Here is a 25,254-nt window from a genome sequence, read left to right on the forward strand (position 1 = left end):
CAATGAGATGTCACCAATAGCACTAGGCGCGACACTGGCGATCGTTCTTCCAATTTCTTATTTGGTTTGGTCTGTGTTCGCTACGGACAGGGTAGCCATCCGCAATATCCAGGCCAACCTGGGACAAAGGGCCAGGAACGCCTCCCGGCAAAGCCTCTCTGTGGATGCGGGCGCAATCGCCCGCAAAATCACCCCCGTGGGCTACGTAGCTTGGCTGGACAAGCAGCTTGCTGCTGTGGGGCGGCCGAAGGAGTGGCCTCTGGAACGCCTCTTGGTAGTCAAACCGATGTTGGCTCTCGGAGGTGCGGCCTTTGGTCTGTTCTTCTTCTTCGCTTCCCCGGAGCCGTCCCGTTTTGCCATCTTCATGGCCGCTACGGCGTTTGGCTACTTCGCGCCGGATCTGCTGGTGCGAACCAATGCCGAGAAGCGCAGGGCCAAGATCAGGCAAGAGCTGCCCAACACCCTGGATCAAATGCTGATCTCCGTGCAGGCGGGTTTGGGTTTCGAGGCCGCCATGGCCCGCACGGCCCAGAATGGCAGCGGCCCACTGGCAGAAGAGATGACCCGGACGCTGCAGGACATGCAGGTAGGACGTTCCCGGAAGGAAGCGTACTTGGCGATGTCGGACCGTGTTGATGTCCCGGATTTGCGGTCCTTTATCCGGGCCATCGTCCAGGCAGACGCTTACGGCATTGCCATCGCCAAAGTCCTAAAAGTCCAGGCCCACGAGATGCGGCTCAAGCGTCGCCAGCGGGCAGAGGAGCACGCGATGAAGATTCCCGTGAAGATTCTCTTCCCACTCATCTTCTTCATTTTCCCAACCCTCTTCATCATTCTGCTGGGACCGGCAGTTATGAATATCATCGCTGCGTTCTCCTAGGAGGAGCTATGAGGAACCAAAAACAGGTACTGCCCTTGGTCCGAGATATTGAGCGGCGACTGAGAAGCGAGGAAGGCGGTGCCACCGCCACGGAATACGGAATCACGGTCGGGTTTATAGCAATCGTGATTGTGGCCGGCGTGGGCGTATTCGGTATCGCCCTCAACGGCTTCTTCGACCAACTCACCACCGGCGTCAAAACTGCGCTGGGCATCCCCTAGTACCTTTCGCCACCTCAAAACGCGCCAACAACCAGGCGCCCCATAGACCGGACCCCCTCGGCACCCAGAACCGAGGGGGTCCGTTTGTGTGCCCCGACCCTTGCAAGCCCACCTCTAGCGCAGCACAAACCCAGCAAAAGCGCAGGAAAAGTGCGGGAGTGAAAGCGTTTGCGCAGGATGTCCCAAGATCCGGTTTCTGGGCCAAATTCGGTTGCTAACTTATTTTCAGTGCTGGTGCAGGGCCAGCCAATCCGTCTCGCTCAGGAGTCAAAAATGCTTTCTCTCTACACCAACCTCATGACCCGTCTTCGCTCCGACGAAAAGGGTGCAACCGCGGTTGAATACGGCATCATGGTCGCCCTTATCGCCGTCGTCATCATCGTTGCGGTCAGCACCCTCGGCGGCCAGCTCGGCACGCTCTTCACCGGCGTCACGACCGACATCGCACACCCGACGGCCACCGCGGTTCCTTCCCCGTAGCACCCGTTCGCCCGCCGTTCCGGACCCCATATCGAAACGGCGGCACTTTGCCCAGTGCAAGAAAAGCAACCAAGAGGAGGTGCAGCAGGTGTCACGAGATTCGGAGCGCGGAGCAGCCGCCGTCGAATTCGCGATCCTGCTGCCCCTCCTCTTGATGCTTGTCCTGGGGACCATCGAGTTTGGCCGGGCCTACAATGCACAGATCACCCTGACCAACGCAGCCCGCGACGGCGTCCGAGTCATGGCGATCAATAATGATCCAACCGCCGCCAAGAATGCCGCCAAGAATGCGGCGTCCTCGATCAGCAGCACCATCCCCACCTCGGACATCACGCTGAGCACCACCACGTGCAGCACCGGCAACCAGGTAACCCTCACCATCAAATACACGCTCTCCACCATCACCGGCATTGCCGGCCCGTTCCCCATGACAGGGAAAGGGGTCATGCTGTGCGGCGGCTGAACCCGAGCAAACCGGAGCACGACGGCGAGCGCGGAGCGGTCAGCGTTATTGTCGCCATCCTCCTGGTCACCCTCCTTGGCTTCGTGGCTATCGCCGTCGACGTGGGCAACATCTACTCAGAACGTGCCCAGCTACAGAACGGGGCGGACGCGTCAGCCATTGCCCTTGCACAGAAGTGCGCGAGGAACAGCGCGGACCCGCTGTGTTCCACGTCGTCGACACTCGCCACAAGCCTCGCCAACCAGAACGCGCTGGACGGCATGAGCAACGTCAACAACATCAAGCTCGACCCGAGCGCCCGAACCGTCTCCGTGACCACAACGGCCAAAGAAACCGGCGCCCCGGATAACTCCGTCTCGCTCTTCTTCGCCAGCGCCCTCGGTATTCCGTCAAAAGAAGTCGGGGCCAGGTCGTCCGCGGTTTGGGGCAGCCCCAAGGCAGGGCGCACGGCTTTCCCGCTTGCCTTCTCGGTCTGCCAGGTCAAGGACTACATCGACGGCCCGCTGCAGCTCCTCCAGGACCACGGCAAGAACGCCAACGCCGACTGCAACTACGGTCCGTCCGGAGCCTCAGTAGAGGGCGGGTTCGGCTGGTTGGTCCAGGACGCCGGGAAGTGCGGGGGCACCATCGACCTCGCGGTAAGCGAGGGCGGCAGCGACCCGGGGAACAACGCCCCCGGCAACTGCTCCGACACGCTCACGAAGTGGTCCAACGACATCAGCGCAGGCAAGCACGTCGTCGTGTTGCTGCCCGTCTACAACAAGGTCACTGGAACAGGTTCCGGTGCCGTCTACGGTCTGATCTCATTCGCGGCCTTCGACGTCACCGGCTGGAAGTTCAGCGGTGACAGCGGCCTCCCCTACACCTTCCAGAACCGTGCATCCACCCTCACCGGGGTGACGGCAACTACTGAATGCCGCGGCGAATGCCGCGGGATCATCGGCAAGTTCGTCAAATACGTTTCCCTCGCCGACGGCTACTCCCTTGGCCCCGTAGACGCCTACGGCGCCACCATCGTCCGCCTCGCTTCCTGATCACCCACCACCACACCACGGAGTTCGACGTGAAGTCTCGCATGCTCGCCGGCACGGCCGCACTGGCCCTAGCGCTCGTGGGAGCCCTGCTGATCATCTTCTACGCGCAGGGAGCAGACGCGCGGGCGATGGCGACTACCAGCCCCAAAAAGGTGCTGGTGGTCCAGAAGGCCATCCCCGCCGGAACCCCTGTGAATGATATGGCATCGTCCTTGATCATTGAGGACGTGCCCGCAGCCGGTGTAGCCACAACCGCCCTCACATCCCTTGACAGCAAGGCGGGGACGGTCGCCGCCGTGGACCTCGTCCCCGGCGAGCAGCTCCTGGCCGAGCGGCTCGTCAAGCCTGAAGAGGCCAAGACCAGTGGTTCTGTAAAAATCCCCGCGGGCCTTCAGGAAGTCACCTTCGAGCTCGAACCCAAGAAGGTTGTCGGAGGCCGCCTGGAGGCCGGTGACCACGTCGGCATAGCGCTTAACTTCGCTGCCGGTGCAGACAGGGCCAAAGCTGGTGATCCCACTACACAGCTGACTATCCGCAAAGCCTTGGTTACCGCGGTTCAGCGGGCGCCTCAGCCATCAGCAACCGCCAAGCCAAGCGACGGCACCAACCCGCAGGACACCACCCTCCCCCAAGGCTCGCTCATGGTTACTGTGGCGGTCAACGACGTGGATGCCAGCAAGATCATCTTCACCTCGAACAACGGTGACCTCTGGCTCACCAAGGAACCCCTCGACGCGCAGGACAACGGCGGCTTCATCGCCAGGAAGGACACGGTGTACAAGTGAGCCGCTTCGTCCTCCTCTCCCCCAACGCCGACTTCGACCAAAAGCTGCGCGACGCCGTCACCCACGGCCTGCGCGGCTCCGTGCAGACCATCGCCAGTGACATCCTCCCCGCAGGCCCGGCGGAACTCTTCGCCCTCCTCAACCAGGAACAGCCCGAAGTCCTCATCATCGGTCCCGACGTTCCTTACGAAGAGGCATTGAGGTTCGCCAAGGTCTTCGACGTCCAGCTCCCCGGCCTCAGCCTGGTCCTGGTCAGCGATGTGGAACCGGACTTCCTGCTGCACGCCATGCGCGCCGGCATCCGCGACATCCTCAGCCCGCATGCTGACGCCGCGGAAATCAGGGTGCTGCTCGAACGCGCCTGCCAGTCCTTCGCCACACGCCACCGCACGCCCGAATCAGCCCAGGTTGAGAACGGCGACAAGGGTTTGGTCATCGGCGTCTTCTCCCCCAAGGGCGGCGTGGGCAAGACCACCCTGGCCACCAACATCGCCATCGGCCTGGGCCAGATCGCGCCCATGAGCGTGGTCATCGTTGACCTGGACCTGCAGTTCGGCGACGTCGCCTCCGGACTCTACCTCAACCCGGAACACACCGTCACGGACGCCGTCACGCCCGCCGCAGCCCAGGACTCCCTGGTCCTCAAGGCCTTCCTCACCGTGCACCCCGCCGGCATCTACGCCCTGTGCGCCCCGCCGAACCCGGTGGACGCGGACCACATCACCCCGGACCAGGTCAGCCACCTGATCGAACAGCTGGCGCAGGAATTCCAGTACGTGGTGGTGGACACCGCCCCCGGCATGCCGGAAATCGGGCTTGCCGCCATGGAGCACTGCACCGACGTGGTCTGGGTCAGCGCCATGGACGTTCCCAGCCTGCGCGGTCTCCGCTCCGGCCTGGAAGTCCTGCGCCAGCTCGACATCATGCCCGAATCCCGGCACGTCGTCCTCAACATGGCCGACGCCAGGTCCGGGCTCAACGTCGCGGACGTCGAGTCGACCATCGGCGCGCCCGTGGACGTCAGCGTCCCCCGCTCCCGCGCCGTGGCATTGTCCACCAACCGCGGCGTCCCCGTCCTGCAGGAATCGAAGAAAGACCCCGCCGTCAAAAGCCTCCGCCAGCTGGTGGAGCGCTTCAACCCGGCATGGCGGGCCCAGGCCCAGCGCAAGCTTCACCGAAGGGTGGTTATCTGATGAAACTCTCTGACCGCATCAACGCGGCCCAGTCCCGGAACCAGCCGGCCGGCGCGGGAACGGCGCTGCTGGAACCGCCGCGCCCCGTGCAGCCGCCCGCTCCCTTGCCCAAGGAAACCGCGGGGCGTCACCTTTCGGAACGTCCCGCCGTCGTGCATTCAACGCACGACGACGGCGCGCCGCAGGTGCCCGCCGCACCCAAGGTTGATGTCTTCGCAGCCATGAAGGACAGGGCGGCCACCGCCCTGTTCGAACGGATGGGAACGCGCTTTAACGACGCGGCCGTCACCGAGCAGGAACTGCGCACCACCGCGAAGAAGGAACTCACCCGCATCATCGACGCCGAGCAGGTGCCCCTGACGCCGGAGGAACGCACCCGCCTGGTCCAGGACGTTGCCGACGACGTGCTGGGCTACGGCCCCCTCCAGCGGCTGCTGGACGACCCCGCCGTCACCGAAATCATGGTCAACCGCATGGACCAGATCTATGTGGAACGCAAAGGCAAGCTGACCCTCAGCGACTCCCGCTTCAGCTCCGAGGAGCACCTCCGCAAGGTCATCGAGCGCATTGTGTCCAAGGTGGGCCGCCGCATCGACGAGTCCTCCCCCCTGGTGGATGCCCGGCTTGAGGACGGCTCGCGCGTCAACGCGGTCATCCCCCCGCTGGCCGTCGGCGGCTCCTCGCTGACCATCCGTAAATTCAGCAAGACCCCGTTGACGGTCCGCAACCTCATCGATTTTGGCACCCTGACCCCGGAGATGGCCGAGCTGCTGAACGCCTGCGTCAAGGCGAAGCTGAACATCATCGTCTCCGGGGGTACGGGCACGGGCAAGACCACTCTGCTGAACGTGCTGTCCTCGTTCCTCCCTCACGACGAACGGATCGTTACCATCGAGGACGCGGTGGAACTCCAGATCCAGCAGGAACACGTGGTCCGGCTGGAAAGCCGTCCCCCGAACACCGAAGGCAAGGGCGAGGTGACCATCCGTGAACTCCTCCGGAACTCCCTCCGTATGCGTCCGGACCGGATCGTGGTGGGCGAGGTCCGCGGCGGTGAGTCGCTGGACATGCTGCAGGCCATGAACACCGGCCACGACGGCTCCCTCTCCACGGTGCACTCCAACTCCCCCCGTGACGCCGTGGCCCGCCTCGAGACCCTGGTGCTCATGGCCGGCATGGACCTCCCACTGCGCGCCATCCGGGAGCAGATCGCCTCCGCCGTGAACCTGATCGTCCAGATTTCCCGGCTCCGTGACGGCTCCCGCCGCATCACCCACGTCACCGAGGTCCAAGGCATGGAAGGCGACATCGTCACCCTCCAGGATGCCTTCGTCTTCGACTACTCAGCCGGCGTGGACGCCCAGGGCAGGTTCCTGGGCAGGCCCGTCGCCACCGGCATCCGTCCCCGGTTCATCGACCGGTTTGAGGACCTGGGCATCCACGTCTCCCCCGGCGTCTTTGCCGGACCGCTTTCTGCGGGCGCGAAGTAGGAAGGCTGCCATGATCATCGCCATCGGAAGCGTCGTCCTCCTCGCAGCCATCTGCCTCCTCGGCGTGGCGGTGCTCCTGCCGAGCGCACCCTCCGTGCCATTGGACCGCCGTCGTCCGTTCGAAGCCGAGCCACCCTCCTCCTTGTCCCGGCTGGCACTGTCCGGCGTCAGGTCCTTCGAACGCCTCCTCGCCGGACGCAACGTCAAGCTGTTTACCCGCGCCGAGCTGGAAAACGCCGGCCTGCGCCTCACCCAGGCCGAATTCTTCCTGCTGGTAGGCATCGGGGCAGGCGTTGGCATGCTGGTGGGCGTGGTGACCGTCGGCCCCCTGGTGGGCTTGCTGCTCGCCCTGCTGGCACCCTTCGCAGGCAAAATGGTCCTCGGTTTCCTGGCGGGCAAGCGCCGCACCGCGTTCGACGGGCAGCTGGGCGACACCCTTCAGCTGCTTTCGGGCAGCCTGCGCGCCGGCCACAGCATCCTGCGCGCCATCGACGCCGCGGCAGCTGAATCCCAGAAGCCGACGTCGGAGGAGATGCGGCGGGTGATCACTGAGACCAGCCTGGGCCGTGACCTGCTGTCCGCCCTTAACGACACCGCGGACCGGATGAAGAGCGAGGACTTCATCTGGATCTCGCAGGCCATCCAGATCAACCGCGAGGTGGGCGGCAACCTGGCCGAGGTGCTGGACCAGGTGGGCGAGACCATCCGCGAGCGCGCGGAGATCAAGGGCCATATCAAGGCCCTGGCGGCAGAAGGAAAGTTCTCCGCGTACATCCTGATCGCCATGCCATTTGGCATTGTGGCCATGCTCCTGGCCGTGAGCCCCGCCTACATGAACTCGATGTTCACCCATCCCCTGGGCTGGGTGATGATCGGCGCATCGTTCGTGCTCATGACCATCGGTGCGCTGTGGATGCGCAAGATCATCGACCTGAAGTTCTGAGGACCCCGTGAACCTGATCGTCCTCCTCTCCGTGCTCCTGGTCTGTGTCCCGCTGGCAGCCCTGGCCTGGTCTGTCCTCACCGTGGACAAGCAGGGGCGGCTCGCTGTCAACGAACTGCTCTCGCGCGGTGCCCCTCCCGTGGCCGCCGTGCCCGCATCCAAGCCGGGCTTGCTGGAAGGCATCGGCCGGCGCCTCACTCCCCCGGCCTACGTCGCATTCCTTGACCGGCTGCTGTCCCTTGCCGGCCGGCCGGCCTCCATGCCGCTGGGCAAGGTGCTCGGGTCGAAGCTGGCCCTGGGGCTGGCAGGTGCGGCCGTTGGCCTCTATCTGACCTCCATCGGCAGCTCCCCGATAATGAAACTGGCGGGGCTCTTCGTCCTGGTCCTGGGCTACTTCATCCCCGACCTGCTCCTGTACAGCAAAGGCCAGGAGCGGCAGAAGGCCATGCAGCTGGAACTGGCCAACACGCTGGACCAGATGCTGATCTCCGTGGAAGCAGGCCTGGGCTTCGAAGGGGCCATGGCCCGGGCCGGCGAAAACGGCAAGGGCCCGCTCGCGGAGGAACTGGTCCGCACCTTGCAGGACATGCAGGTGGGCCGCAGCCGCCGCGAGTCCTACATCGCCCTGGCCGAGAGGACCAACATCCCGGAGCTCCGCAGCTTCGTGCAGGCAGTGGTCCAGGCGGATACCTACGGAATCGCGATCAGCAGGGTGCTGCGGGTCCAGGCCAAGGTCATGCGCGTCAAAAGGCGCCAGCGCGCTGAGGAAAAAGCCATGAAGCTGCCCGTCATGATCCTGTTCCCGCTTTTGTTCTTCATCTTCCCGGTCCTCTTTATTGCCATTCTTGGGCCGGCTGTCATCAATGCTGTGGTGACCTTCAGCCACTAAAAGGCCTCCTCAAGGGCGGCAAGGTTGCCTCAAGGTTTACACAGAACATCCAAAATAGGACGCCGAAAGAAATTCCAGGAAGTAGCCTTGAACAATGCACAGTCCCGATCCCGATCCCAGCGGAGTGAGCCCCACGGCGGACTCCCCGCTGCCCGGGATCTTGCCCCCACCCGTTCCGGCCGGCAACGCCGCCCCCTCACTGGAAGCGGCCGCTCTCTTGCCACTGATTGATGCAACCGTACTGGACGAACTCGAGGACGAGCTGGCAGGCTCCGGGCTGGCCCAGCGGTTTGCACGGGACTACGCCGCCATGTGGGACCAGCGCCTCTCCCGGCTGGGAGCCGCAGTCGACAGCCAGGACGAGGACTCCGCCCTGGACGCGGTCATCAGCCTCAAGATCAGCTCAGCCATGGTGGGCGGAGTACGCCTCGCCAGGCTCGCTGAACTCCTCGAAGCGATGATCCGCAAGGGCGACTTCGTCCAGGGGCAGGCGCTGATGGCGGGCGTGGCACTGGACGGTGCCCGAACGGTGTCCGAGCTGCAGTCGACCTACATCCTCGAAAACGGCTAGGCGTCCGGAGGGCGGCGGGGCGCCAGCCGGTACCCCACTCCGCGCACTGTCTGCAGCCAGCGCGGTGAAAGCTGGTCCTCCTTGAGTTTGCGCCGCAAGTTCCCCACGTGGACCTCGACGGCGCGCTCATCCGCCTCGCTGATATAGGTGTCCCGGTCGTAGAACTCGCCCCGCACTGCCCGCACCAGGTCGGCCCTGGTGCACACCGCACCCCCGCCCTTCAGCAGGACATGCAGCAGGTCGAATTCGCTGCGAGTGAGGACCAGCGGCTCGCCCAGGACCTCAACGGTACGCGTCCGGTGGTTCAGGGACAGCCCGTTATGCTGCAGGACTGCCGGATCCGCTTGAGGTGCTGCAGGAGCCGGAGCCTGCCCCCACGTGGAAGACGGCCGTTGCCCGCCGGCTTCATGCCGTGGCCTGCGCATCATCGCGGCAACCCGCGCCCGCAGCTCCCGGGGGCGGAAAGGTTTGGCAATGTAGTCGTCTGCCCCTGCATTGAGGGCTGACAGCAGGTCCGGTTCCTCCGTCCTGCCGGTCAGCATCACCACGTACGCATTACTGAAATTGCGAATCCGCCGCAGAACCTCAAAGCCATCAATGTCCGGAAGACCGATATCCAGCGTCACGACATTCGCCTGCTTGCTGCGGACCACTTCAACCCCGGCCCGCCCATCAACCGCTGTATGCACCTCGAAGCCGGCCTGCGTCAGTACACCCTCAAGGAGGTTCCGCACGTCGGCATCGTCTTCGATGACCACAGCTACACCAAGATCGTCCATTGCTATCCCTGCGCCAGGCGAACATGGCCCCCCATTGGCCCAGCGCCAATGCCATACCCGCTCCAACCATTTATACGCTACTAGTAAGCCCCGCTGATCACATCCAGACCGCCCAATAAATTGAAAAGTCAATTATTATGACAAGATATGTGCATTATGGGCACGGGCGGGTAAGTGCCACAGTAACGGGAGCAATTCGCAGGTATTTGGGGGACGCTGCATTCCATTCACAGGGGGTACACGTCAAAATCATGGCTGAGCCGACGTTCCATCGGGGACCTGGCCGCATTTTCCGCCGGCTGGGACCGCGCGCGCAGGTGGCGCTGTGCCAGCTCCCGCTCACCCTCTTCGTGGCAGTGATCGCGGTGGCCACACCCCTCGCGTGGCCGTCACTGATGCACAGCCCGCTGTACCTCTCCGGCATCATCCTCAGCGGAATCCTGTTCCTGGGTTGCTTCCTGGTCCCCTGGGAACGCCTGCCCCACCGCCCGTACCTGCTGATTCCTGTCCTGGACTTCGTCGCCATCGGGCTGCTGCGCAACGGCGCAGCCCCTCTGCTGCCGGGACTGGCCGTACTGGTGGTCTTCCCGGTGATCTGGCTCTCGGCTTCGGGCATGCTGGCGCGCAGCAGCCTGGTCCTCAGCTTCCTGGGACCGTTCTTCATCATGGTCCCTTCTGCCCTTGACCGCATGCCCTCCGTGGCCGCCTCAGACTTCACCACCGTGGTCCTTTTTCCCCTCATGATGCTCGCCGTGTCTCTGGCCATCCGCTTCGCCAGCGTGAACCTCCGGCTGCAGCAGCGCGAGCTGGCGGAGAAGGACAGGGAACTGCGGGAACTGCTCGCCGCGAGCCGGGAACGCGAAAAGCTGCTGGAAACCGTCCTGGACGCCACCGACGTGGGGATTGCCGCCGTCGACCGCTCCGGGCACTTCCTGGTCTCCAACAGCCGCCAGCGCAACTTCCGCCGCGCCACGGGCGCGGACGACGCCGTACCCGGCCAGGGGCACCAGCTGATCTTCGGCCAGGACCGGCATACCCTGCTTCCCCCGGACCGGCGCCCCATCAGCCGCGCCATGGCCGGCGAATCCTTCGCCGACTATCTCGTCTGGGCCGGCGCCGGCCCTGAACAGCGCGCCCTCTCCACCGCGGCCCGTCCGCTCATGAGCGAGGATGGCCGCCTCACCGGCGCGGTGGTGGTGTACACCGATGTCACCGGGTGGGTGGAGTCGCTGGCCGCGAACCAGGACCTGATCTCCAACGTCTCCCACGAGTTCAAGAGCCCGCTGAATTCGATCATCGGCAATGTGGATCTGGTCCTTGAGGAACCCGAGCCGCTGCCGCCGCAGGTCACACGGCGCCTGCTGGTGGTCCAGCGCAATGCAGAGCGGTTGCTCTCACTGGTCGCCGACCTGGCCGCTTCCGCCTCCACGGCGCTGAACGTCCACCCCAAACGCACAGACCTTGCCAGCCTGGTGGAGACCACCGTGGGTTCGGCCCAGGCCTGGGCCGAACGCTCCCAGGTGGAGATTTGCGCCGACGTTCCCTCGCCCCTGTGGGCCTACGCGGACCCCCTGCGCGTGGGCCAGGTGCTCGACAACCTGGTGTCCAACGCCATCAAGTACTCGCCCGACGGCGGGAAGGTCAGCATCAGCGCGGCAGCGGACAGCCAGTGGGTCCGACTGAGCGTCCAGGACACCGGAATGGGCATGTCCCGGGAGGACAAGGCGCGCGCCTTCAACCGTTTCTTCCGTGCCGACGCGGCGCAGCAGGCAGCCATCCCCGGCGCCGGCCTGGGGCTCTCCATCACCCGGATGATCGTGGAGCGGCACGGCGGCACCATCACCTGTGAAAGCGGCGAGGGCATGGGCAGCACCTTCACGGTCACGCTGCCAGCCGAGGGCCCACCGCCCGCGTTCTAGTACTCCCGTACGGCTCGCGTCTGCTCTGCGCGGGCCAGGAGTTCATGGTCCGACGGGTAGGCCACTTCCTCCAGCACCAAGGGGTGCGGGGCCGCAAGGACGGACTTGGCGTCCCGCGTCTGCGCCAGCAGCCGCTCGTACAGCCACCCGGGCTCCACGGTGCCCTCCCCCACGTACAGTGCGGAGCCGACCAGCGCGCGCACCATGTTGTGGCAGAACGCATCCGCCTGCACGGTGGCCACAATGGCGCCGTCCTCCGCGCGGGCGAACTCGAAGCGCTGCAGGTCCCGGATGGTGGTAGCGCCTTCGCGCGGCTTGCAGAAGGACAGGAAGTTCTGCAGCCCCAGGAGCTTGGCCGCCCCTTCGTTCAGGAGGGAAACGTCCAGCGGGTTCTTGTGCCATAGCGTGAAGTACCGCTCCAGCGGGTCCCACAGCGCGGGGCCGTCGGCGATGCGGTAGCTGTAGCGCCGCCACAGCGCAGAGAAGCGGGCGTCGAAGCCAGCGGGCGCCAGCGAGATCCGGTGCACCTCCACAGCGCCGGTCAGGTCGCCCAGGGAACGGCTGAGGGCGCCGCGGATCCGGCGCATCATCGCGACGGCGGGATCGAGTTCGTGCCCGCGCGGCAGTCCCAGCCATTCGGCTTCGGTGAGGTCCAGGTGGACCACCTGGCCGCGGGCATGGACGCCCGCGTCGGTCCGGCCGGCAACGGTGACACGGACCGGGCGCCGGATCAGCAGTTCCAGGGCTTCCTCGAGCACGCCCTGGACCGTGCGCCGCCCCGGCTGCAGGGCCCACCCACTGAAGGGGCCGCCGTCGTACGACAAATCCATCCGGATACGCAAAAACCCGCCGCCCCCCAATACGGGGGCCGCGGGTTTTTGGTCGTTCATAGACTCAAGTCTATGCGAAGAAAATCAGCGAATTACTTCGCGTCCTTCTCTTCAGCAGGAGCTTCCTCAGCGGCCGGAGCCTCTTCGGTTGCAGCCTCTTCAGCAGCAGGAGCCTCGGTGGTTTCCTCGGCGGCCGGAGCCTCCGTGGTTTCCTCAGCGGCAGGAGCTTCCTCGGCGGCCGGGGCAGCCTTGGCAGCAGCCTGGGTAGCCTCGGCTACGACGGCCTGCTTGGCGGAAACCGGCTCGAGAACCAGTTCGATGACAGCCATGGGAGCGTTGTCGCCCTTGCGGTTGCCGATCTTGGTGATGCGGGTGTAGCCGCCGTCGCGGTTCTCCACTGCCTGCGCGATGTCGGTGAACAGCTCGTGGACGATGCCCTTGTTGCTGATCAGGCCGAGAACGCGGCGGCGGGAAGCGAGGTCACCGCGCTTGGCGAAAGTCACCAGGCGCTCTGCGTACGGCTTCAGGCGCTTGGCCTTGGTGACTGTGGTGGTGATCCGCTTGTGCTCGAACAGGGATGCTGCCAGGTTCGCGAGCATGAGGCGCTCGTGAGCCGGGCCGCCTCCGAGGCGCGGACCCTTAGTGGGGGTAGGCATAATTGTTTCTCCTCATGTGGAAGCCGTGGGCCGCACACCGTGGTGCTGCCCGCCGGCCAAGGTCTGGTTTAGAGTTCGTCGTCGCCGAACGCGGCGTCGTCCTCTTCGATTGCTGCGGCGCGTGCTGCGAGGTCAAAACCGGGAGGCGAGTCCTTGAGGGACAGGCCCAGTTCAACCAGCTTTGCCTTGACCTCGTCAATGGACTTGGCACCGAAGTTGCGGATGTCCATCAGGTCAGCCTCGGAGCGGGCAACGAGTTCACCCACGGTGTGGATGCCCTCACGCTTGAGGCAGTTGTAGGAACGGACGGTGAGGTCCAGATCCTCGATCGGCAGTGCCATGTCGGCTGCCAGAGCAGCGTCGGTGGGCGACGGGCCGATCTCGATACCTTCAGCTGCGGTGTTCAGCTCACGGGCCAGACCGAACAGTTCCACCAGGGTGGTGCCTGCGGAAGCAACGGCATCGCGCGGGGCGATGGCCTGCTTGGTCTCGACGTCGACAATCAGCTTGTCGAAGTCGGTGCGCTGCTCAACACGGGTTGCTTCCACGCGGAAAGTAACCTTCAGCACCGGCGAGTAGATGGAGTCGACCGGGATGCGGCCGATCTCTGCGTCGCCGGACTTGTTCTGAGCTGCCGAAACGTAGCCGCGGCCGCGCTCGATGGTCAGTTCGAGTTCGAACTTGCCCTTCGAGTTCAGCGTGGCGATGTGCAGATCCGGGTTGTGGAATTCGACGCCGGCCGGCGGGGCAATGTCCGCGGCGGTGACGACTCCGGGGCCCTGCTTGCGCAGGTAAGCCACGACAGGCTCGTCGTGCTCGGAGGAAACCGACAGGTTCTTGATGTTCAGGATGATCTCGGTGACATCTTCCTTGACACCCGGAACCGTGGTGAACTCGTGCAGCACACCATCGATCCGGATGCTGGTTACGGCAGCACCGGGGATGGAGGAGAGCAGGGTACGGCGGAGGGAGTTTCCGAGGGTGTAGCCGAAGCCCGGTTCCAGCGGTTCGATGACGAAACGCGAACGGTTTTCGGAGACTACCTCTTCGGAGAGGGTGGGGCGCTGTGCAATGAGCACTTAGGTTTCCTTTCGGCGAGCATCCGCTATATGACGCAACACAGGTGGTGGAAATTCGGTCTGAAGACTTAACGCGCTGGGCTTGCCCGGACCATTGCTGGTCCGGGCAAGCTCCTGCTGCGGAAAAGAATTAGACGCGGCGGCGCTTCGGCGGGCGGCAGCCGTTGTGGGCTGCGGGGGTGACGTCCTGGATGGAGCCAACCTCGAGGCCTGCGGCCTGCAGCGAACGGATCGCGGTTTCGCGTCCGGAGCCCGGTCCCTTGACGAAAACGTCTACCTTGCGCATGCCGTGCTCCTGCGCACGCTTGGCAGCGGCTTCGGCAGCCATCTGGGCAGCGAACGGGGTGGACTTACGCGAGCCCTTGAAGCCAACCTCACCGGAGGAAGCCCAGGAGATAACAGCGCCGGTCGGATCCGTGATGGAAACGATGGTGTTGTTAAAGGTGCTCTTGATGTGCGCCTGGCCAAGCGCGATATTCTTCTTGTCCTTCTTACGCGGCTTGCGAACCGCGCCACGAGTCTTCGGGGGCATTTTTTCTCCTACAGAAAGTTATTGGGGAAAAGTCCGTTAAAATCCCGGGCGGGAATTTTAGCGGGCCTTCTTCTTGCCGGCGACGGTACGCTTCGGGCCCTTGCGGGTACGTGCGTTGGTCTTCGTACGCTGACCGCGTACGGGCAGGCCCTTGCGGTGGCGCAGGCCTTCGTAGCTGCCGATTTCAACCTTGCGGCGGATATCTGCTGCTACTTCGCGGCGAAGGTCACCCTCAACCTTGTAGTTGCCTTCAATGTAGTCACGCAGCTCAACCAGCTGGGCGTCAGTCAGGTCCTTGACGCGAACGTCAGCGCTGATGCCCGTGGCAGCCAGGGTTTCGTGTGCACGGGTCTTGCCCACGCCGTAGATGTAAGTAAGCGCAATTTCCAGCCGCTTTTCGCGGGGAATGTCTACGCCAGCGAGACGAGCCATAGTGGCAGTACTCCTTGATAAACCGGAGGTCGTAGGCAGTACACCCGCACGTTCCGTACGGCCCCAGCCTCCGACCGGGGGTTAGCTGTCCGGACTCTTTGATGCTCAATGTTCCAGATCAGCTTGTGCTGCCTTTATTTACTTGCGTGGGTTAGCAACCCAGGGTTTTCCTTCAGGGAAGGGAATTAGCCCTGGCGCTGCTTGTGGCGCGGGTTCTCGCAGATCACCATGACCCGGCCGTTACGGCGGATCACTTTGCACTTTTCGCAGATCTGCTTGACGCTCGGCTTGACCTTCATGGCATTCCTTTGCGTGTAACAGTTGGTCAGCTGGAGCAGCGGCCAGCTTGCGCTGCAGCCGCCCAGCAATTTACTTGTAGCGGTAGACGATACGACCACGGGTGAGGTCGTACGGGCTCAGCTCCACCACTACGCGGTCCTCGGGGAGGATCCTGATGTAGTGCTGACGCATCTTTCCAGAGATGTGTGCCAGAACGATGTGCTTGTTGGTGAGCTCAACGCGAAACATCGCATTAGGCAGCGCCTCGGTCACAACGCCTTCGATCTCAATGACCCCGTCCTTCTTGGCCATACCCTCCGCTAACTGTTGTTGCCGCAGCCCCGCCGGATTGCACCGGGCATGGCCACGAACGTTTTTGTTGGATCGATTGTCATCTCCAAGCCCAAAGAGGGCGCGGCAGTCCAGACAACCAACAAACAACACTACGCCATTTGGGGACGAAAGTTAAATCCAGCCATGCTAGCGTATCTGCCCGCCGTACGCACCATAGGCACCGGCCGGGGTGGTGACGGCGCCGGCGCTGGCCACGCCGTCAAGGACGGCTAAACGTACGACGTCGGCTGCCGCGCTTTGCAGTGACACCAGGCTGATCTGCCTGGCAACGTCGTCCGAGCGGTCCAGTGCCACGGCCCCGGTTGCAAGGCAAAACACAGTGTCCCCGTCGGCGAGCGTGTGGCTCGGGTTCAGCGCGCGGGCAATCCCCGCATGGGACGCCGAAGCGGTCCGCTTGCACTCAGCCACGTCCAGGACGGCGTTGGTTGCGACAACGACGAGGGTTGTGTTGAATCCCTGCCCGGGCTCAACCACTGACTCCTCGACCACCGAGTGCTCTGTCACCGGAAGCCCCAGCGCGTTCACCACTGCGAGCGCTCCGACAACGGCGCCGTTCCCCAACGTGATCGAAGCCGTACCCACACCGCCTTTGTACGTCCTGCCAATGAGCGCCCCGGTTCCGGCGCCCACGTTGCCGCGTCCGACGTCGTGCCCTTCCTTTTGTGCGGCTGCGGCGGCGGCCGCAGCGTAGCCCATGTCCGGCGTCGGCCGTGCTGAAAAGTCCCCGCCCCGGCCGAGGTCGAAGATCGCGGCGGCCGGGACGATCGGAACCACTCCCCCGGGCACGGCAAAGCCGCGGCCATGCTCCTCGCACCAGCGCTGGGCACCGCCGGCCGATGCAAGCCCGTACGCGCTGCCGCCGGTGAGCACGACGGCGTCCACGGCACTGACCAGGGTCGTGGGATCGAGCGCGTCGGTCTCATGCGTTGCCGGCCCACCGCCCTGGACATCCACCGAGCCCAGCGTGCCCGGCGGCGGGAGGACCACGGTCACACCGGTCAGCCAGCCGTCGTCGTCCTTTTGCACATGGCCCACCCGGATGCCCGGGACATCGGTGATCGCTCCCATTCCCCTATTCTCCCCTTTTGCCGCGCGCCCCTGCCGCCTGCACGAACTTTGTGCAAGACTGCATGCAACACAGCGTTAACGGGCGACGAAGCCTTGGATAACAGTTCCCTGACAAGGGCATATGCGGCTTTCGGCCCACTGACGGTCTGGTTAGTTAGTCCCTAGATCCAATCAGGGCCGCCACGAGCAGGCTCCCAACCCGGGAGAGACACGCATGACCCGTCAACTCGCCCCACACCCCTCCGCGAAGCCCAAGAGGCCGCCGGGGCAGACCGAGAAAATTCCGCACCGCCGGTGGACCGCAAGGAACCGCCGGGACTTCCTTGTTTTCCTGGCCATGGCACTGCCCAACCTGGTGCTGATTGCCGTCTTCACCTACCGGCCCCTCTTCAGCAACATGTACTACTCAACGCTGGACTGGACCCTGGGCTCCCCCACCGCCACAGTGGTGGGCCTGGCCAACTATGTGACCTTCTTCAGCAGCAACGACGCCCCCAAGGTCCTGGGTACCACCGCCGTATTCACCCTGGTGACAGTGGGCGGTTCCATGCTTCTGGGCCTGCTCATCGCGCTGGCACTGAATGCCAAGGTCCGGGGAACCACCTTTGCCCGGTCCGCCGTCTTCGCCCCCTATGTGCTTTCCGGCGTGGGCGTGGGCCTGGTCTGGCTGTTCATCTTCGACCCCGGGTACGGGGTGTTGGCGTGGCTGCTGCGGGGCCTCGGGCAGCAGAGCCCGCAGTGGATCAACGATCCCCAGCTTTCGCTGGTCATGGTGATCATCGTCTACGTCTGGAAGAACCTTGGATACTGCGCCGTGGTCTACCTGGCCGGGCTGCAGTCCCTGCCGCAGGACGTCATGGAAGCGGCGGCCCTGGACGGGGCCAACGGGTTCCGGCGGTTCCTCAGCATCTCGCTGCCGCTGCTGTCCCCCACCACTTTCTTCCTGCTGATCACCACGATGCTCAGCTCACTGCAGGCGTTCGACCTTATCCGCATCATGACCCCGCTGGGCACCGGCACCAGCACGCTGATCTACGAGGCCTACCTCCAGGCGTTCGGCGCCTACAACAGGGCCGGCTACTCTGCCGCCATCTCGGTGGTGCTGTTCGCCATCCTCCTGGTGATCACCGTGCTGCAGCTGCGGTTCGTGGAACGAAAGGTGCACTACTCATGACCTCCCTGTCCCCGGTCAGCCCGGACCCCACCGCGCCCGCAGTCACGGCACCGGAGCCGGCCCTGCACCGCGACCGCCCGTTCTCCCGCCGCAACCTCGTCCAGACCGTCGTGGGCGGTTACGTGCCCCTGGCCATTGCCACCCTCGTGGTGTTCCTGCCCCTGCTGTGGATGGTGCTCAGTTCCTTTAAGCAGGCCGGCGAAATCGTCACCACGGACCTGAAAATCCTGCCGGAGAGCCTCAACCTGGAGAACTACCGGACCGCCATGACAACGGTGCCGTTCGGGCAGTTCTTCCTGAACAGCACCATCGTGACTTTGGTGGGGGCCACCATCAAGGTGCTGCTTGCGATCCTCACCGCCTACGCCCTGGTCTTTGTCCGCTTCCCGTTCCGGAACTTCATCTTCCTGCTGATCCTGGTGGCCCTCATGGTGCCGCCGCAGGTATCGATCCTGCCGAACTTCATCCTGATTGCGGGGATCGGTGGAAAGAACACCCTGTGGGGCATCATCCTCCCCGGCCTCGGCACGGCCTTTGGCACCTTCCTGCTGCGCCAACACTTCCGGACACTGCCCACGTCAATCCTGGAGTCGGCCGAGATGGACGGTGCCGGCCACTGGCGCCGGCTGTGGCAGATCGTGGTCCCCGTCTCGATCCCTTCCATCGCCACCGTGGCCCTGGTGACCATCGTGACCGAATGGAATGACTACATCTGGCCGCTCATCATCACCGACCGGCCCGAGACCATGACCCTGCCCGTCGGCCTGACCCTGCTGCAAAACAACGAAAGCAACGCCGCCGGCTGGGGCGTCCTCATGGCCGGCGCAGTGCTGGTCATCGTCCCGATCCTGATCATTTTCGCCGCCCTGCAGCGCTACATCGTGGCAGGCCTCACCCAAGGGAGCGTGACCGGCTAAGCCGCCGGCCGCCGTAGTACTTCACCATTCCAAGGCAACAACCGAAAGGAAACCCTCATGGCACTTCATCTGGACCGGCGGCACTTCCTGGGCCTCGCGGGGGCCACCGCCTCCGCAGCAGCCCTTGCCGCCTGCGGCGGCCCCTCAACCACCGGAGGCGGCCAATCCACGTCACAGGCGACGGACATCGACTTCAGCGGCGTGAAGCCGGCCGCCAAGATCGATTTCTGGTCCAGCCACCCCGGCCAGTCGCAGGAGGTGGAGAAGAGCCTGATCGAGAAGTTCCAGGCCAAGAACCCGGGGATCACTGTCAACCTGGTCACCGCCGGGGCCAACTACGAGGAGATCGCCCAGAAGTTCCAGACGGCGCAGGCTGCCAAGTCCGGCCTCCCCGGCGTTGTTGTCCTCTCCGACGTGTGGTGGTTCCGCTACTACACCAACGGCAGCATCATTCCAGTTGACGGCCTGACAAAGCAGCTGGGCACGAAGATGGACGACTTCCAGCAATCGCTGGTCAATGACTACAAGTACGACGGCAAGCAGTGGGCGCTGCCCTACGGCCGGTCAACGCCGCTGTTCTATTACAACAAGGACCACTTTGCCGCGGCAGGGCTGCCGGACCGCGCTCCCAAGACCTGGGACGAATTCGCTGAGTGGGCGCCCAAGCTCAAGGCTGCCTCCGGCGCACAGTACGCCTACATCTACCCAGCGCTTGCCGGATACGCGGGCTGGACGCTGCAGAACATGCTGTGGGGGTGGGGCGGCGGCTGGTCCAAGGAATGGGACATCACCTGCGACTCCGCCGAATCCGTCGCGGCACTGCAGTGGGCGCAGGACTCGATCTACAAGGACAAGTGGGCCGGCGTCTCGTCCAAGGAAGCGGCGGACGATTTCTCCGCCGGACTGACCTCAACCACCATCTCGTCCACCGGCTCCCTACTGGGGATCCTGAAGTCCGCAAAGTTCAATGTGGGGGTCGGGTTCCTGCCGGGCGGTCCGAAGGCCGACACCAACGTCTGCCCCACCGGCGGCGCAGGGCTCGGTATTCCCAGCGGCATCACCAAGGAGGAGCAGATGGCCGCCGGGATGTTCCTGGACTTCGTCACGCAGCCCGAGAGCACCGCAGAGTTCTCTGCCGCCACCGGCTACATGCCCACCCGCAAGTCGGCGGACATGACGGCGGTGCTGGCCAAAACGCCGCAGATCAAGACGGCCATGGACCAGCTGGCGGTGACCAAAGTCCAGGACAACGCCCGTGTGTTCCTGCCCGGGGCCGACCAGGAGATGGCGAAGGCTGCCGCGAAGATCCTCACCCAGCAGGGCGACGTGAAGTCGACCATGACGGACCTGAAGAGCACGCTCCAGGGGATCTACGACCGCGACGTGAAGCCCAAGCTGAAGGCGTAGGCCGCTTTCGACGCGCAAAAGCCCTGGCGACCCCTGTATTCAGGAGTCGCCAGGGCTTTTCCGCGTCGCAGGTGAAGGAGCGCGTCGCTTACGGGATCGGCACGGGGGTGACGCCGAGCGGCACCAGCTGCTCCGCACCGCCGTCGGGCGCTGACAGCACCCAGATGCCCTTCTCGTGGACCGCCACGGAGTGCTCCCACTGGCAGGAGCGCTTGCCGTCCGTGGTCACCACGGTCCAGTCGTCCTCGAGGACGGCGGTGTCGATGCCGCCGCGGACCAGCATCGGCTCGATGGCGAGGCAAAGGCCGGGCTTGATCTTGGGTCCGCGGTGGCTGGTGCGGTAGTTGAGCACGTCCGGTGCCATGTGCATCTCGGAGCCGATGCCGTGTCCAACGTAGTCCTCCAGGATGCCCAGCGGCTTGCCCGGAACCGAGGAGACGTAGTCGTCGATGGCCGCACCGATGTCACCGACATGCGTGCCCTTGGCCAGGGCGGCGATGCCCCGCCACATGGCTGCCTGCGTGACGTCCGAGAGCCTCTGGTCCTCGGGGTCCGCAGTACCCACGATCACGGTGCGCGCGGAGTCGGAGTGCCAGCCGTTGACGATTGCGCCGCCGTCGATGGAAATGATGTCGCCGTCCTGCAGCACGCGGCTGCCGGGGATGCCGTGGACCACCTCATCATTGACCGAGGTGCAGATGGTGGCCGGGAAGCCGTGGTAGCCAAGGAAGTTGGACTTGGCCCCCGCCTCGTTCAGAACGGCGGCGAAGACGTCATCCAGGTGCTTGGTTGTGACCCCCGGCACCGCGGCTGCCACGGCCGCGTCCAGCGCGCGGCTGAGGACCAGTCCGGCCTCGTGCATGGTGCGCATCTGGGCATTGTTCTTGTATTCGATCCGGGGCTGGCCGAAGGCCATGGTGTTGTCCTTTCACATGGCTGAGGCTCCTCCCGGGTGCCGGGAGGAGCCTCGCTGGATTGGGGCGCCTGGGTCAGGCTGCCTGTGCCGCCTTGATGGCCTGCATCACGCGGTTGGTCACCTCGTCGATGGGACCGATCCCGTCGACCTGGGTGAGGATGCCGCGCTCGGCGTACTTCGCCACAACGGCTTCAGTCTGCTCGTGGTAGAGGTCCAGGCGGTGGCGGATGACGGCTTCGTTGTCGTCGCTCCGGCCCGTCTCCTTCGCACGGCCCAGGAGCCGGTGCACCAGTTCCTCGTCGTCGGCGGTCAGCTGCAGGACAACGTCGAGCTTCTCGTCGCCGTTGGCGAGGATCTCGTCGAGGTAGTCCACCTGCGCGGTGGTGCGCGGGTAGCCGTCCAGCAGGAAGCCGTTGTCGACGTCGGCCTCGTTCAGGCGGTCACGGACCATCTTGTTGGTCACGCTGTCCGGAACGAAGTCACCGTTGTCCATGTACTTCTTGGCCTCGATGCCGAGCGGGGTTTCGCCCTTCACGTTGGCCCGGAAGATGTCGCCGGTGGAGATGGCCACAACGCCGAGGCGTTCTGAGATCCGCTCCGCCTGCGTTCCTTTTCCGGAACCGGGAGGTCCAATAATCAGCATTCTCGTCATCGCAAAAGCCCTTCGTAGTGACGTTGTTGTAGCTGCGCATCGATTTGTTTGACGGTTTCCAGGCCAACGCCCACCATGATCAGGATCGAGGTGCCACCGAACGGGAAGTTCTGGTTCGCGTTGATCAGCACGAGCGCCACCAGCGGAATCAGCGCCACGAAGCCCAGGTACAGGGCACCGGGAAGAGTGATCCGGGAGAGCACGTACTGCAGGTAGTCCGCGGTCGGCCGGCCGGCGCGGATACCTGGGATGAAGCCGCCATACTTCTTCATGTTGTCTGAGACTTCTTCAGGGTTGAAGGTAATCGCGACGTAGAAGTAGGTGAAAAACACGATCAGGACGAAGTAAACCGCCATGTAGATCGGGTGGTCGCCGCGGGTCAGGTTGTTGTTGATCCATTCAACCCAGGGCTGGAGCTGCTCGCCGTTCTTGGGCTGGTTGAACTGCGCAATCAGCCCGGGAATGTAGAGCATGGAGGAAGCGAAGATCACCGGAATGACGCCGGCCATGTTCACCTTGATGGGAATGTAGGTGCTGGTGCCGCCCACGGTCCGCCGGCCGATCATCCGCTTGGCGTACTGGACGGGGATGCGGCGCTGTGACTGTTCAACGAAGACCACCAGCGCCACGGTCAGCAGGCCCACCACCAGGACGAGGAAGAAGGTGCCCGGACCCTGCGAGGTCCAGATCGCGCCCAGCGAGGTGGGGAACTGCGCCGCAATGGACGTGAAGATGAGCAGCGACATGCCGTTGCCCACGCCCTTCTCGGTGACGAGCTCGCCCATCCACATGATCAGGCCGGTGCCGGCCGTGAGCGTGATGATGATCAGGATGGTGGTGATGACGCTGGAGTCGGGGATCACCGGCAACTGGCAGCCGGGAAGCAGCTGGCCGGAGCGGGCCAGGGACACCAGGGTGGTGGCATTGAGCAGGCCCAGCGCGATGGTGAGGTAGCGCGTGTACTGGGTCAGCTTGGACTGCCCTGACGCGCCCTCCTCGTACAGCTGCTGGAACCGGGGAATGACCACCCGCAGGAGCTGGACGATGATGCTGGCCGTGATGTAGGGCATGATGCCCAAGGCGAAGATGGACACCTGGAGCAAGGCCCCGCCGCTGAACAGGTTGACGAGCTGGTAGAGCCCGCCGGCAGTCTGACCGTTCTGCAAGCATTGCTGGACATTCTGGTAGTCCACACCAGGCGAGGGAATGAAAGCACCCAAGCGGAAAATGGTGATGATTCCCAGCGTGAACAACAACTTGCGTCGCAGATCAGGCGTGCGAAAGGCCCGGCCAAATGCGCTAAGCAAGCGTCCTCCTGTGGTGTCAATAAAGAGTGGGGTGAGGGAATTCGATAGATCCCGACAACCGAGTCTAACGGTTGGATGCGCCATGCGAACAATCCGCAGGCCCGATCGTGCGCCCGGTGGCGGGAAAAATACGCCCGGCGGATGCGAAAAACTCCCGGTATCCGGGGCCGAAGCCCGCGGATACCGGGAGTTTTTACAGCTGGCGCCGTCCTTAGAGGGCGGTGGTGCTTCCGCCTGCTGCAGCAATCTTCTCTGCGGCGCTGGCCGAGAATGCGTGGGCGGTGACGTCAACCTTGACGGTGATGTCGCCGGTGCCCAGCACCTTGACGGGCTGGTTCTTGCGAACGGCACCCTTTTCGACCAGGTTCTCCACGGTGACTGCGCCACCTTCCGGGAACAGCTCGTTGAGCTTGTCCAGGTTTACCACCTGGAACTCAACCCGGAACGGGTTCTTGAAGCCGCGAAGCTTCGGCAGGCGCATGTGCAGCGGCAGCTGGCCGCCGGCAAAGCCAGCCTTCACCTGGTAGCGGGCTGCCGTACCCTTGGTACCGCGGCCGGCGGTCTTACCCTTGGATGCCTCACCACGACCAACACGGGTCTTGGCGGTCTTGGCACCCGGAGCGGGACGCAGGTGGTGAACCTTCAGGGCGTTCTGCTTCTCAGCAGCCTGTGCCTTATCAGCAGTGTTCTCTGCCATTTACTTCGCCTCCTCTACCTTTACCAGGTGCGGAACCGTGTTGAGCATCCCGACGGTCACGGCGTCGGCGGTGCGGACAACGGTGTGTCCGATCCGCTTCAGGCCGAGGGACCGCAGGGTGTCGCGCTGGTTCTGCTTGCCGCCAATGGCGGACTTGATCTGAGTGATCTCCAACTGAGCGTCGGAGGGGACCAGGTTCTTAGCCATGACTAGACACCTGCCTTCGGGGCGAGGAGGGCCTTCACCAGTGCCTGGGGAGCAACCTCGTCCAGCGGCAGGCCGCGGCGTGCTGCCACGGATGCCGGCTCTTCGAGGCGCTTCAGGGCGTCAACAGTCGCGTGAACGATGTTGATGGCGTTGGAGGAACCGAGCGACTTGGAGAGGATGTCGTGGATGCCCACGCACTCCAGTACTGCACGGACCGGGCCACCGGCGATAACACCGGTACCGGCGGAAGCCGGACGCAGCATGACGACGCCTGCGGCGGCTTCACCCTGTACGCGGTGCGGGATGGTGTTGCCAACGCGGGGAACGCGGAAGAAGGACTTCTTGGCCTCTTCAACGCCCTTGGCGATGGCAGCGGGAACTTCCTTGGCCTTGCCGTAGCCGACGCCGACCATGCCGTTACCGTCACCAACGACGACCAGTGCGGTGAAGCTGAAGCGACGACCACCCTTGACGACCTTGGAAACGCGGTTGATGGTGACAACGCGCTCTACGAACTGGTTCTTTTCGGCTTCACGGCCACCGTCGCGGCCGCCACGGCCACCGCGGTCGCCGCGGCCCTGGCCGCGGTCGCCACGCTCGCCGCGCCGGGCGCCACCACGGCGGTCCTCGGCAGCGGGGGCAGTGGTCTCAGCAGCTGCGGCCTCGGGAGCCTTCTGATCTGCAGACACAGTGTCCTTTTCCTTGTTTGCTTCGGTCACAGTGACAGCCCACCTTCACGAGCGCCGTCGGCGACGGCTGCGATGCGGCCGTGGTACTTGTTACCACCACGGTCGAAAACAACAGCTTCGATGCCGGCAGCCTTGGCACGTTCGGCGACGAGCTCGCCAACACGCTTGGCCTTGGCAGTCTTGTCACCATCGAATGCACGAAGGTCAGCTTCCAGAGTGGACGCGCTTGCTACGGTCTGGCCAATGCTGTCGTCGACAACCTGGACAAATACGTGGCGTGCGGAGCGGTTGACCACCAGGCGGGGGCGGGCAGCCGTACCGGCAATGCGCTTGCGGATACGAAGCTGGCGGCGGCTGCGGGCAGCTGCCTTGCTCTTGTTCGTACGCTTCTTGTTAATGGCGATGGCCATG

Annotated in this window: 31 protein-coding genes; 15 read left to right on the forward strand and 16 right to left on the reverse strand. The window is 64.3% G+C overall.

Features of this window, described 5'->3' with window-relative positions:
* Window positions 1-7 precede the first annotated feature (7 nt).
* From AC3IMC_RS07490 to AC3IMC_RS07540, 11 genes are all read left to right on the forward strand, one after another.
* The gene (locus AC3IMC_RS07490) at window positions 8-880 is read left to right on the forward strand and encodes a type II secretion system F family protein (protein ID WP_490917763.1); all 873 of its coding nucleotides are present in this window, start codon (window positions 8-10) and stop codon (window positions 878-880) included.
* Between the two features lie 8 nt (window positions 881-888).
* Window positions 889-1,101: a Flp family type IVb pilin gene (locus tag AC3IMC_RS07495; protein WP_490917764.1), complete on the forward strand. Its 213-nt coding sequence runs from the start codon at window positions 889-891 to the stop codon at window positions 1,099-1,101.
* A 273-nt stretch (window positions 1,102-1,374) separates the two neighbouring features.
* Window positions 1,375-1,581 (forward strand): Flp family type IVb pilin, encoded by a 207-nt coding sequence (locus tag AC3IMC_RS07500; protein WP_490917765.1) that lies wholly within the window; start codon window positions 1,375-1,377, stop codon window positions 1,579-1,581.
* Between the two features lie 88 nt (window positions 1,582-1,669).
* Window positions 1,670-2,044, forward strand: coding sequence for a TadE/TadG family type IV pilus assembly protein (locus AC3IMC_RS07505; protein WP_490917767.1), 375 nt, complete (start codon window positions 1,670-1,672; stop codon window positions 2,042-2,044).
* Window positions 2,032-3,078 carry a pilus assembly protein TadG-related protein gene (locus AC3IMC_RS07510; RefSeq protein WP_490917768.1) on the forward strand — a complete coding sequence of 349 codons (1,047 nt, stop codon included), beginning with the start codon at window positions 2,032-2,034 and terminating at the stop codon, window positions 3,076-3,078. Before AC3IMC_RS07505 ends, AC3IMC_RS07510 begins: the two co-directional genes overlap by 13 nt.
* 29 nt (window positions 3,079-3,107) lie before the next feature.
* Window positions 3,108-3,863 carry a Flp pilus assembly protein CpaB gene (gene cpaB, locus AC3IMC_RS07515; RefSeq protein ID WP_490917770.1) on the forward strand — a complete coding sequence of 252 codons (756 nt, stop codon included), beginning with the start codon at window positions 3,108-3,110 and terminating at the stop codon, window positions 3,861-3,863.
* Window positions 3,860-5,056: a CpaE/TadZ family protein gene (locus AC3IMC_RS07520; RefSeq protein ID WP_490917771.1), complete on the forward strand. Its 1,197-nt coding sequence runs from the start codon at window positions 3,860-3,862 to the stop codon at window positions 5,054-5,056. The genes cpaB and AC3IMC_RS07520 overlap by 4 nt, the downstream gene beginning before the upstream one ends.
* The gene (locus AC3IMC_RS07525) at window positions 5,056-6,546 is read left to right on the forward strand and encodes a TadA family conjugal transfer-associated ATPase (RefSeq protein WP_490917772.1); all 1,491 of its coding nucleotides are present in this window, start codon (window positions 5,056-5,058) and stop codon (window positions 6,544-6,546) included. The genes AC3IMC_RS07520 and AC3IMC_RS07525 overlap by 1 nt, the downstream gene beginning before the upstream one ends.
* A 10-nt stretch (window positions 6,547-6,556) precedes the next feature.
* Entirely contained in the window at window positions 6,557-7,489 is a 933-nt protein-coding gene (locus AC3IMC_RS07530; protein ID WP_490917773.1) for a type II secretion system F family protein, read from the forward strand.
* Between the two features lie 7 nt (window positions 7,490-7,496).
* Complete coding sequence (locus AC3IMC_RS07535; protein ID WP_490917775.1) at window positions 7,497-8,378, forward strand: type II secretion system F family protein; 882 nt, start codon at window positions 7,497-7,499, stop codon at window positions 8,376-8,378.
* Window positions 8,379-8,472: 94 nt separating this feature from the next.
* Window positions 8,473-8,949 (forward strand): Hpt domain-containing protein, encoded by a 477-nt coding sequence (locus AC3IMC_RS07540; RefSeq protein ID WP_490917776.1) that lies wholly within the window; start codon window positions 8,473-8,475, stop codon window positions 8,947-8,949.
* On the opposite strand, the gene AC3IMC_RS07545 is transcribed toward AC3IMC_RS07540, so the two are convergent.
* Window positions 8,946-9,728 (reverse strand): response regulator transcription factor, encoded by a 783-nt coding sequence (locus AC3IMC_RS07545; protein ID WP_490917777.1) that lies wholly within the window; start codon window positions 9,726-9,728, stop codon window positions 8,946-8,948. The two genes, AC3IMC_RS07540 and AC3IMC_RS07545, sit on opposite strands and share 4 nt — an antisense overlap.
* Before the next feature lie 251 nt (window positions 9,729-9,979).
* Here AC3IMC_RS07545 and AC3IMC_RS07550 point away from each other — a divergent pair, with 251 nt between their 5' ends.
* A complete protein-coding gene (locus AC3IMC_RS07550) occupies window positions 9,980-11,647 on the forward strand; it encodes an ATP-binding protein (RefSeq protein ID WP_490917778.1) in 1,668 nt (555 codons plus the stop codon).
* Here AC3IMC_RS07550 and AC3IMC_RS07555 read toward each other — a convergent pair.
* The 8 genes from AC3IMC_RS07555 to AC3IMC_RS07590 all read right to left on the reverse strand — a co-directional run bounded on the left by AC3IMC_RS07555 (window position 11,644) and on the right by AC3IMC_RS07590 (window position 16,877).
* Complete coding sequence (locus AC3IMC_RS07555) at window positions 11,644-12,537, reverse strand: tRNA pseudouridine synthase A (RefSeq protein WP_490917780.1); 894 nt, start codon at window positions 12,535-12,537, stop codon at window positions 11,644-11,646. The two genes, AC3IMC_RS07550 and AC3IMC_RS07555, sit on opposite strands and share 4 nt — an antisense overlap.
* 32 nt (window positions 12,538-12,569) lie before the next feature.
* Complete coding sequence (gene rplQ / locus AC3IMC_RS07560; protein WP_454482541.1) at window positions 12,570-13,133, reverse strand: 50S ribosomal protein L17; 564 nt, start codon at window positions 13,131-13,133, stop codon at window positions 12,570-12,572.
* A gap of 68 nt (window positions 13,134-13,201) precedes the next feature.
* A complete protein-coding gene (locus tag AC3IMC_RS07565) occupies window positions 13,202-14,212 on the reverse strand; it encodes a DNA-directed RNA polymerase subunit alpha (protein ID WP_009358719.1) in 1,011 nt (336 codons plus the stop codon).
* A 130-nt stretch (window positions 14,213-14,342) separates the two neighbouring features.
* Entirely contained in the window at window positions 14,343-14,744 is a 402-nt protein-coding gene (gene rpsK / locus AC3IMC_RS07570) for a 30S ribosomal protein S11 (protein ID WP_009358720.1), read from the reverse strand.
* 57 nt (window positions 14,745-14,801) lie between these two features.
* Entirely contained in the window at window positions 14,802-15,176 is a 375-nt protein-coding gene (rpsM, locus tag AC3IMC_RS07575) for a 30S ribosomal protein S13 (protein ID WP_003803743.1), read from the reverse strand.
* 185 nt (window positions 15,177-15,361) lie between these two features.
* A complete protein-coding gene (rpmJ, locus tag AC3IMC_RS07580) occupies window positions 15,362-15,475 on the reverse strand; it encodes a 50S ribosomal protein L36 (protein WP_009358722.1) in 114 nt (37 codons plus the stop codon).
* A 70-nt stretch (window positions 15,476-15,545) separates the two neighbouring features.
* Window positions 15,546-15,767 (reverse strand): translation initiation factor IF-1, encoded by a 222-nt coding sequence (gene infA / locus AC3IMC_RS07585; RefSeq protein WP_009358723.1) that lies wholly within the window; start codon window positions 15,765-15,767, stop codon window positions 15,546-15,548.
* 168 nt (window positions 15,768-15,935) lie between these two features.
* Complete coding sequence (locus tag AC3IMC_RS07590; protein WP_490917783.1) at window positions 15,936-16,877, reverse strand: P1 family peptidase; 942 nt, start codon at window positions 16,875-16,877, stop codon at window positions 15,936-15,938.
* A gap of 214 nt (window positions 16,878-17,091) precedes the next feature.
* Between AC3IMC_RS07590 and AC3IMC_RS07595 the strand changes: the two genes are divergently transcribed.
* From AC3IMC_RS07595 to AC3IMC_RS07605, 3 genes are read left to right on the forward strand one after another with little or no spacing between them, the layout of a single operon-like run.
* Window positions 17,092-18,051: a carbohydrate ABC transporter permease gene (locus AC3IMC_RS07595; RefSeq protein ID WP_490917784.1), complete on the forward strand. Its 960-nt coding sequence runs from the start codon at window positions 17,092-17,094 to the stop codon at window positions 18,049-18,051.
* Entirely contained in the window at window positions 18,048-18,968 is a 921-nt protein-coding gene (locus AC3IMC_RS07600) for a carbohydrate ABC transporter permease (RefSeq protein WP_490917786.1), read from the forward strand. Before AC3IMC_RS07595 ends, AC3IMC_RS07600 begins: the two co-directional genes overlap by 4 nt.
* Before the next feature lie 57 nt (window positions 18,969-19,025).
* On the forward strand, window positions 19,026-20,375 hold the full coding sequence (locus AC3IMC_RS07605) for an ABC transporter substrate-binding protein (protein ID WP_490917787.1): 1,350 nt from the start codon (window positions 19,026-19,028) through the stop codon (window positions 20,373-20,375).
* An 88-nt stretch (window positions 20,376-20,463) separates the two neighbouring features.
* Here AC3IMC_RS07605 and map read toward each other — a convergent pair whose 3' ends face one another.
* The 7 genes from map to rplR all read right to left on the reverse strand — a co-directional run bounded on the left by map (window position 20,464) and on the right by rplR (window position 25,253).
* Window positions 20,464-21,291 carry a type I methionyl aminopeptidase gene (gene map, locus AC3IMC_RS07610; protein WP_490917788.1) on the reverse strand — a complete coding sequence of 276 codons (828 nt, stop codon included), beginning with the start codon at window positions 21,289-21,291 and terminating at the stop codon, window positions 20,464-20,466.
* 73 nt (window positions 21,292-21,364) lie between these two features.
* Complete coding sequence (locus AC3IMC_RS07615; protein ID WP_490918095.1) at window positions 21,365-21,934, reverse strand: adenylate kinase; 570 nt, start codon at window positions 21,932-21,934, stop codon at window positions 21,365-21,367.
* A 5-nt stretch (window positions 21,935-21,939) separates the two neighbouring features.
* Window positions 21,940-23,250: a preprotein translocase subunit SecY gene (gene secY, locus AC3IMC_RS07620; protein WP_221386472.1), complete on the reverse strand. Its 1,311-nt coding sequence runs from the start codon at window positions 23,248-23,250 to the stop codon at window positions 21,940-21,942.
* 211 nt (window positions 23,251-23,461) lie between these two features.
* Entirely contained in the window at window positions 23,462-23,947 is a 486-nt protein-coding gene (gene rplO / locus AC3IMC_RS07625; RefSeq protein ID WP_013601817.1) for a 50S ribosomal protein L15, read from the reverse strand.
* A complete protein-coding gene (gene rpmD / locus AC3IMC_RS07630; RefSeq protein ID WP_009358731.1) occupies window positions 23,948-24,154 on the reverse strand; it encodes a 50S ribosomal protein L30 in 207 nt (68 codons plus the stop codon).
* A 2-nt stretch (window positions 24,155-24,156) separates the two neighbouring features.
* Window positions 24,157-24,873 (reverse strand): 30S ribosomal protein S5, encoded by a 717-nt coding sequence (gene rpsE / locus AC3IMC_RS07635; RefSeq protein ID WP_141942667.1) that lies wholly within the window; start codon window positions 24,871-24,873, stop codon window positions 24,157-24,159.
* Window positions 24,870-25,253 carry a 50S ribosomal protein L18 gene (gene rplR, locus AC3IMC_RS07640; RefSeq protein WP_461856097.1) on the reverse strand — a complete coding sequence of 128 codons (384 nt, stop codon included), beginning with the start codon at window positions 25,251-25,253 and terminating at the stop codon, window positions 24,870-24,872. Before rplR ends, rpsE begins: the two co-directional genes overlap by 4 nt.
* Window position 25,254: the final 1 nt, after the last annotated feature.

The sequence above is a fragment of the Arthrobacter sp. E70 genome (assembly GCF_058266945.1).

Coding starts and splice junctions, on each gene's coding strand:
- AC3IMC_RS07495 (WP_490917764.1), top strand. CDS start 889: ATGAGGAACCAAAAACAGGTACTGCCCTTGGTCCGAGATATTGAGCGG.
- rpsK (WP_009358720.1), bottom strand. CDS start 14,744: ATGCCCCCGAAGACTCGTGGCGCGGTTCGCAAGCCGCGTAAGAAGGAC.
- rplO (WP_013601817.1), bottom strand. CDS start 23,947: ATGGCAGAGAACACTGCTGATAAGGCACAGGCTGCTGAGAAGCAGAAC.
- AC3IMC_RS07600 (WP_490917786.1), top strand. CDS start 18,048: ATGACCTCCCTGTCCCCGGTCAGCCCGGACCCCACCGCGCCCGCAGTC.
- map (WP_490917788.1), bottom strand. CDS start 21,291: ATGGCCTTCGGCCAGCCCCGGATCGAATACAAGAACAATGCCCAGATG.
- AC3IMC_RS07500 (WP_490917765.1), top strand. CDS start 1,375: ATGCTTTCTCTCTACACCAACCTCATGACCCGTCTTCGCTCCGACGAA.
- AC3IMC_RS07615 (WP_490918095.1), bottom strand. CDS start 21,934: ATGCTGATTATTGGACCTCCCGGTTCCGGAAAAGGAACGCAGGCGGAG.
- rpsM (WP_003803743.1), bottom strand. CDS start 15,176: ATGGCTCGTCTCGCTGGCGTAGACATTCCCCGCGAAAAGCGGCTGGAA.
- AC3IMC_RS07530 (WP_490917773.1), top strand. CDS start 6,557: ATGATCATCGCCATCGGAAGCGTCGTCCTCCTCGCAGCCATCTGCCTC.
- AC3IMC_RS07555 (WP_490917780.1), bottom strand. CDS start 12,537: ATGAACGACCAAAAACCCGCGGCCCCCGTATTGGGGGGCGGCGGGTTT.
- rpmD (WP_009358731.1), bottom strand. CDS start 24,154: ATGGCTAAGAACCTGGTCCCCTCCGACGCTCAGTTGGAGATCACTCAG.
- AC3IMC_RS07590 (WP_490917783.1), bottom strand. CDS start 16,877: ATGGGAGCGATCACCGATGTCCCGGGCATCCGGGTGGGCCATGTGCAA.
- AC3IMC_RS07550 (WP_490917778.1), top strand. CDS start 9,980: ATGGCTGAGCCGACGTTCCATCGGGGACCTGGCCGCATTTTCCGCCGG.
- AC3IMC_RS07540 (WP_490917776.1), top strand. CDS start 8,473: ATGCACAGTCCCGATCCCGATCCCAGCGGAGTGAGCCCCACGGCGGAC.
- rplQ (WP_454482541.1), bottom strand. CDS start 13,133: ATGCCTACCCCCACTAAGGGTCCGCGCCTCGGAGGCGGCCCGGCTCAC.
- AC3IMC_RS07545 (WP_490917777.1), bottom strand. CDS start 9,728: ATGGACGATCTTGGTGTAGCTGTGGTCATCGAAGACGATGCCGACGTG.
- AC3IMC_RS07605 (WP_490917787.1), top strand. CDS start 19,026: ATGGCACTTCATCTGGACCGGCGGCACTTCCTGGGCCTCGCGGGGGCC.
- AC3IMC_RS07490 (WP_490917763.1), top strand. CDS start 8: ATGTCACCAATAGCACTAGGCGCGACACTGGCGATCGTTCTTCCAATT.
- rpmJ (WP_009358722.1), bottom strand. CDS start 15,475: ATGAAGGTCAAGCCGAGCGTCAAGCAGATCTGCGAAAAGTGCAAAGTG.
- AC3IMC_RS07525 (WP_490917772.1), top strand. CDS start 5,056: ATGAAACTCTCTGACCGCATCAACGCGGCCCAGTCCCGGAACCAGCCG.
- rplR (WP_461856097.1), bottom strand. CDS start 25,253: ATGGCCATCGCCATTAACAAGAAGCGTACGAACAAGAGCAAGGCAGCT.
- AC3IMC_RS07595 (WP_490917784.1), top strand. CDS start 17,092: ATGACCCGTCAACTCGCCCCACACCCCTCCGCGAAGCCCAAGAGGCCG.
- infA (WP_009358723.1), bottom strand. CDS start 15,767: ATGGCCAAGAAGGACGGGGTCATTGAGATCGAAGGCGTTGTGACCGAG.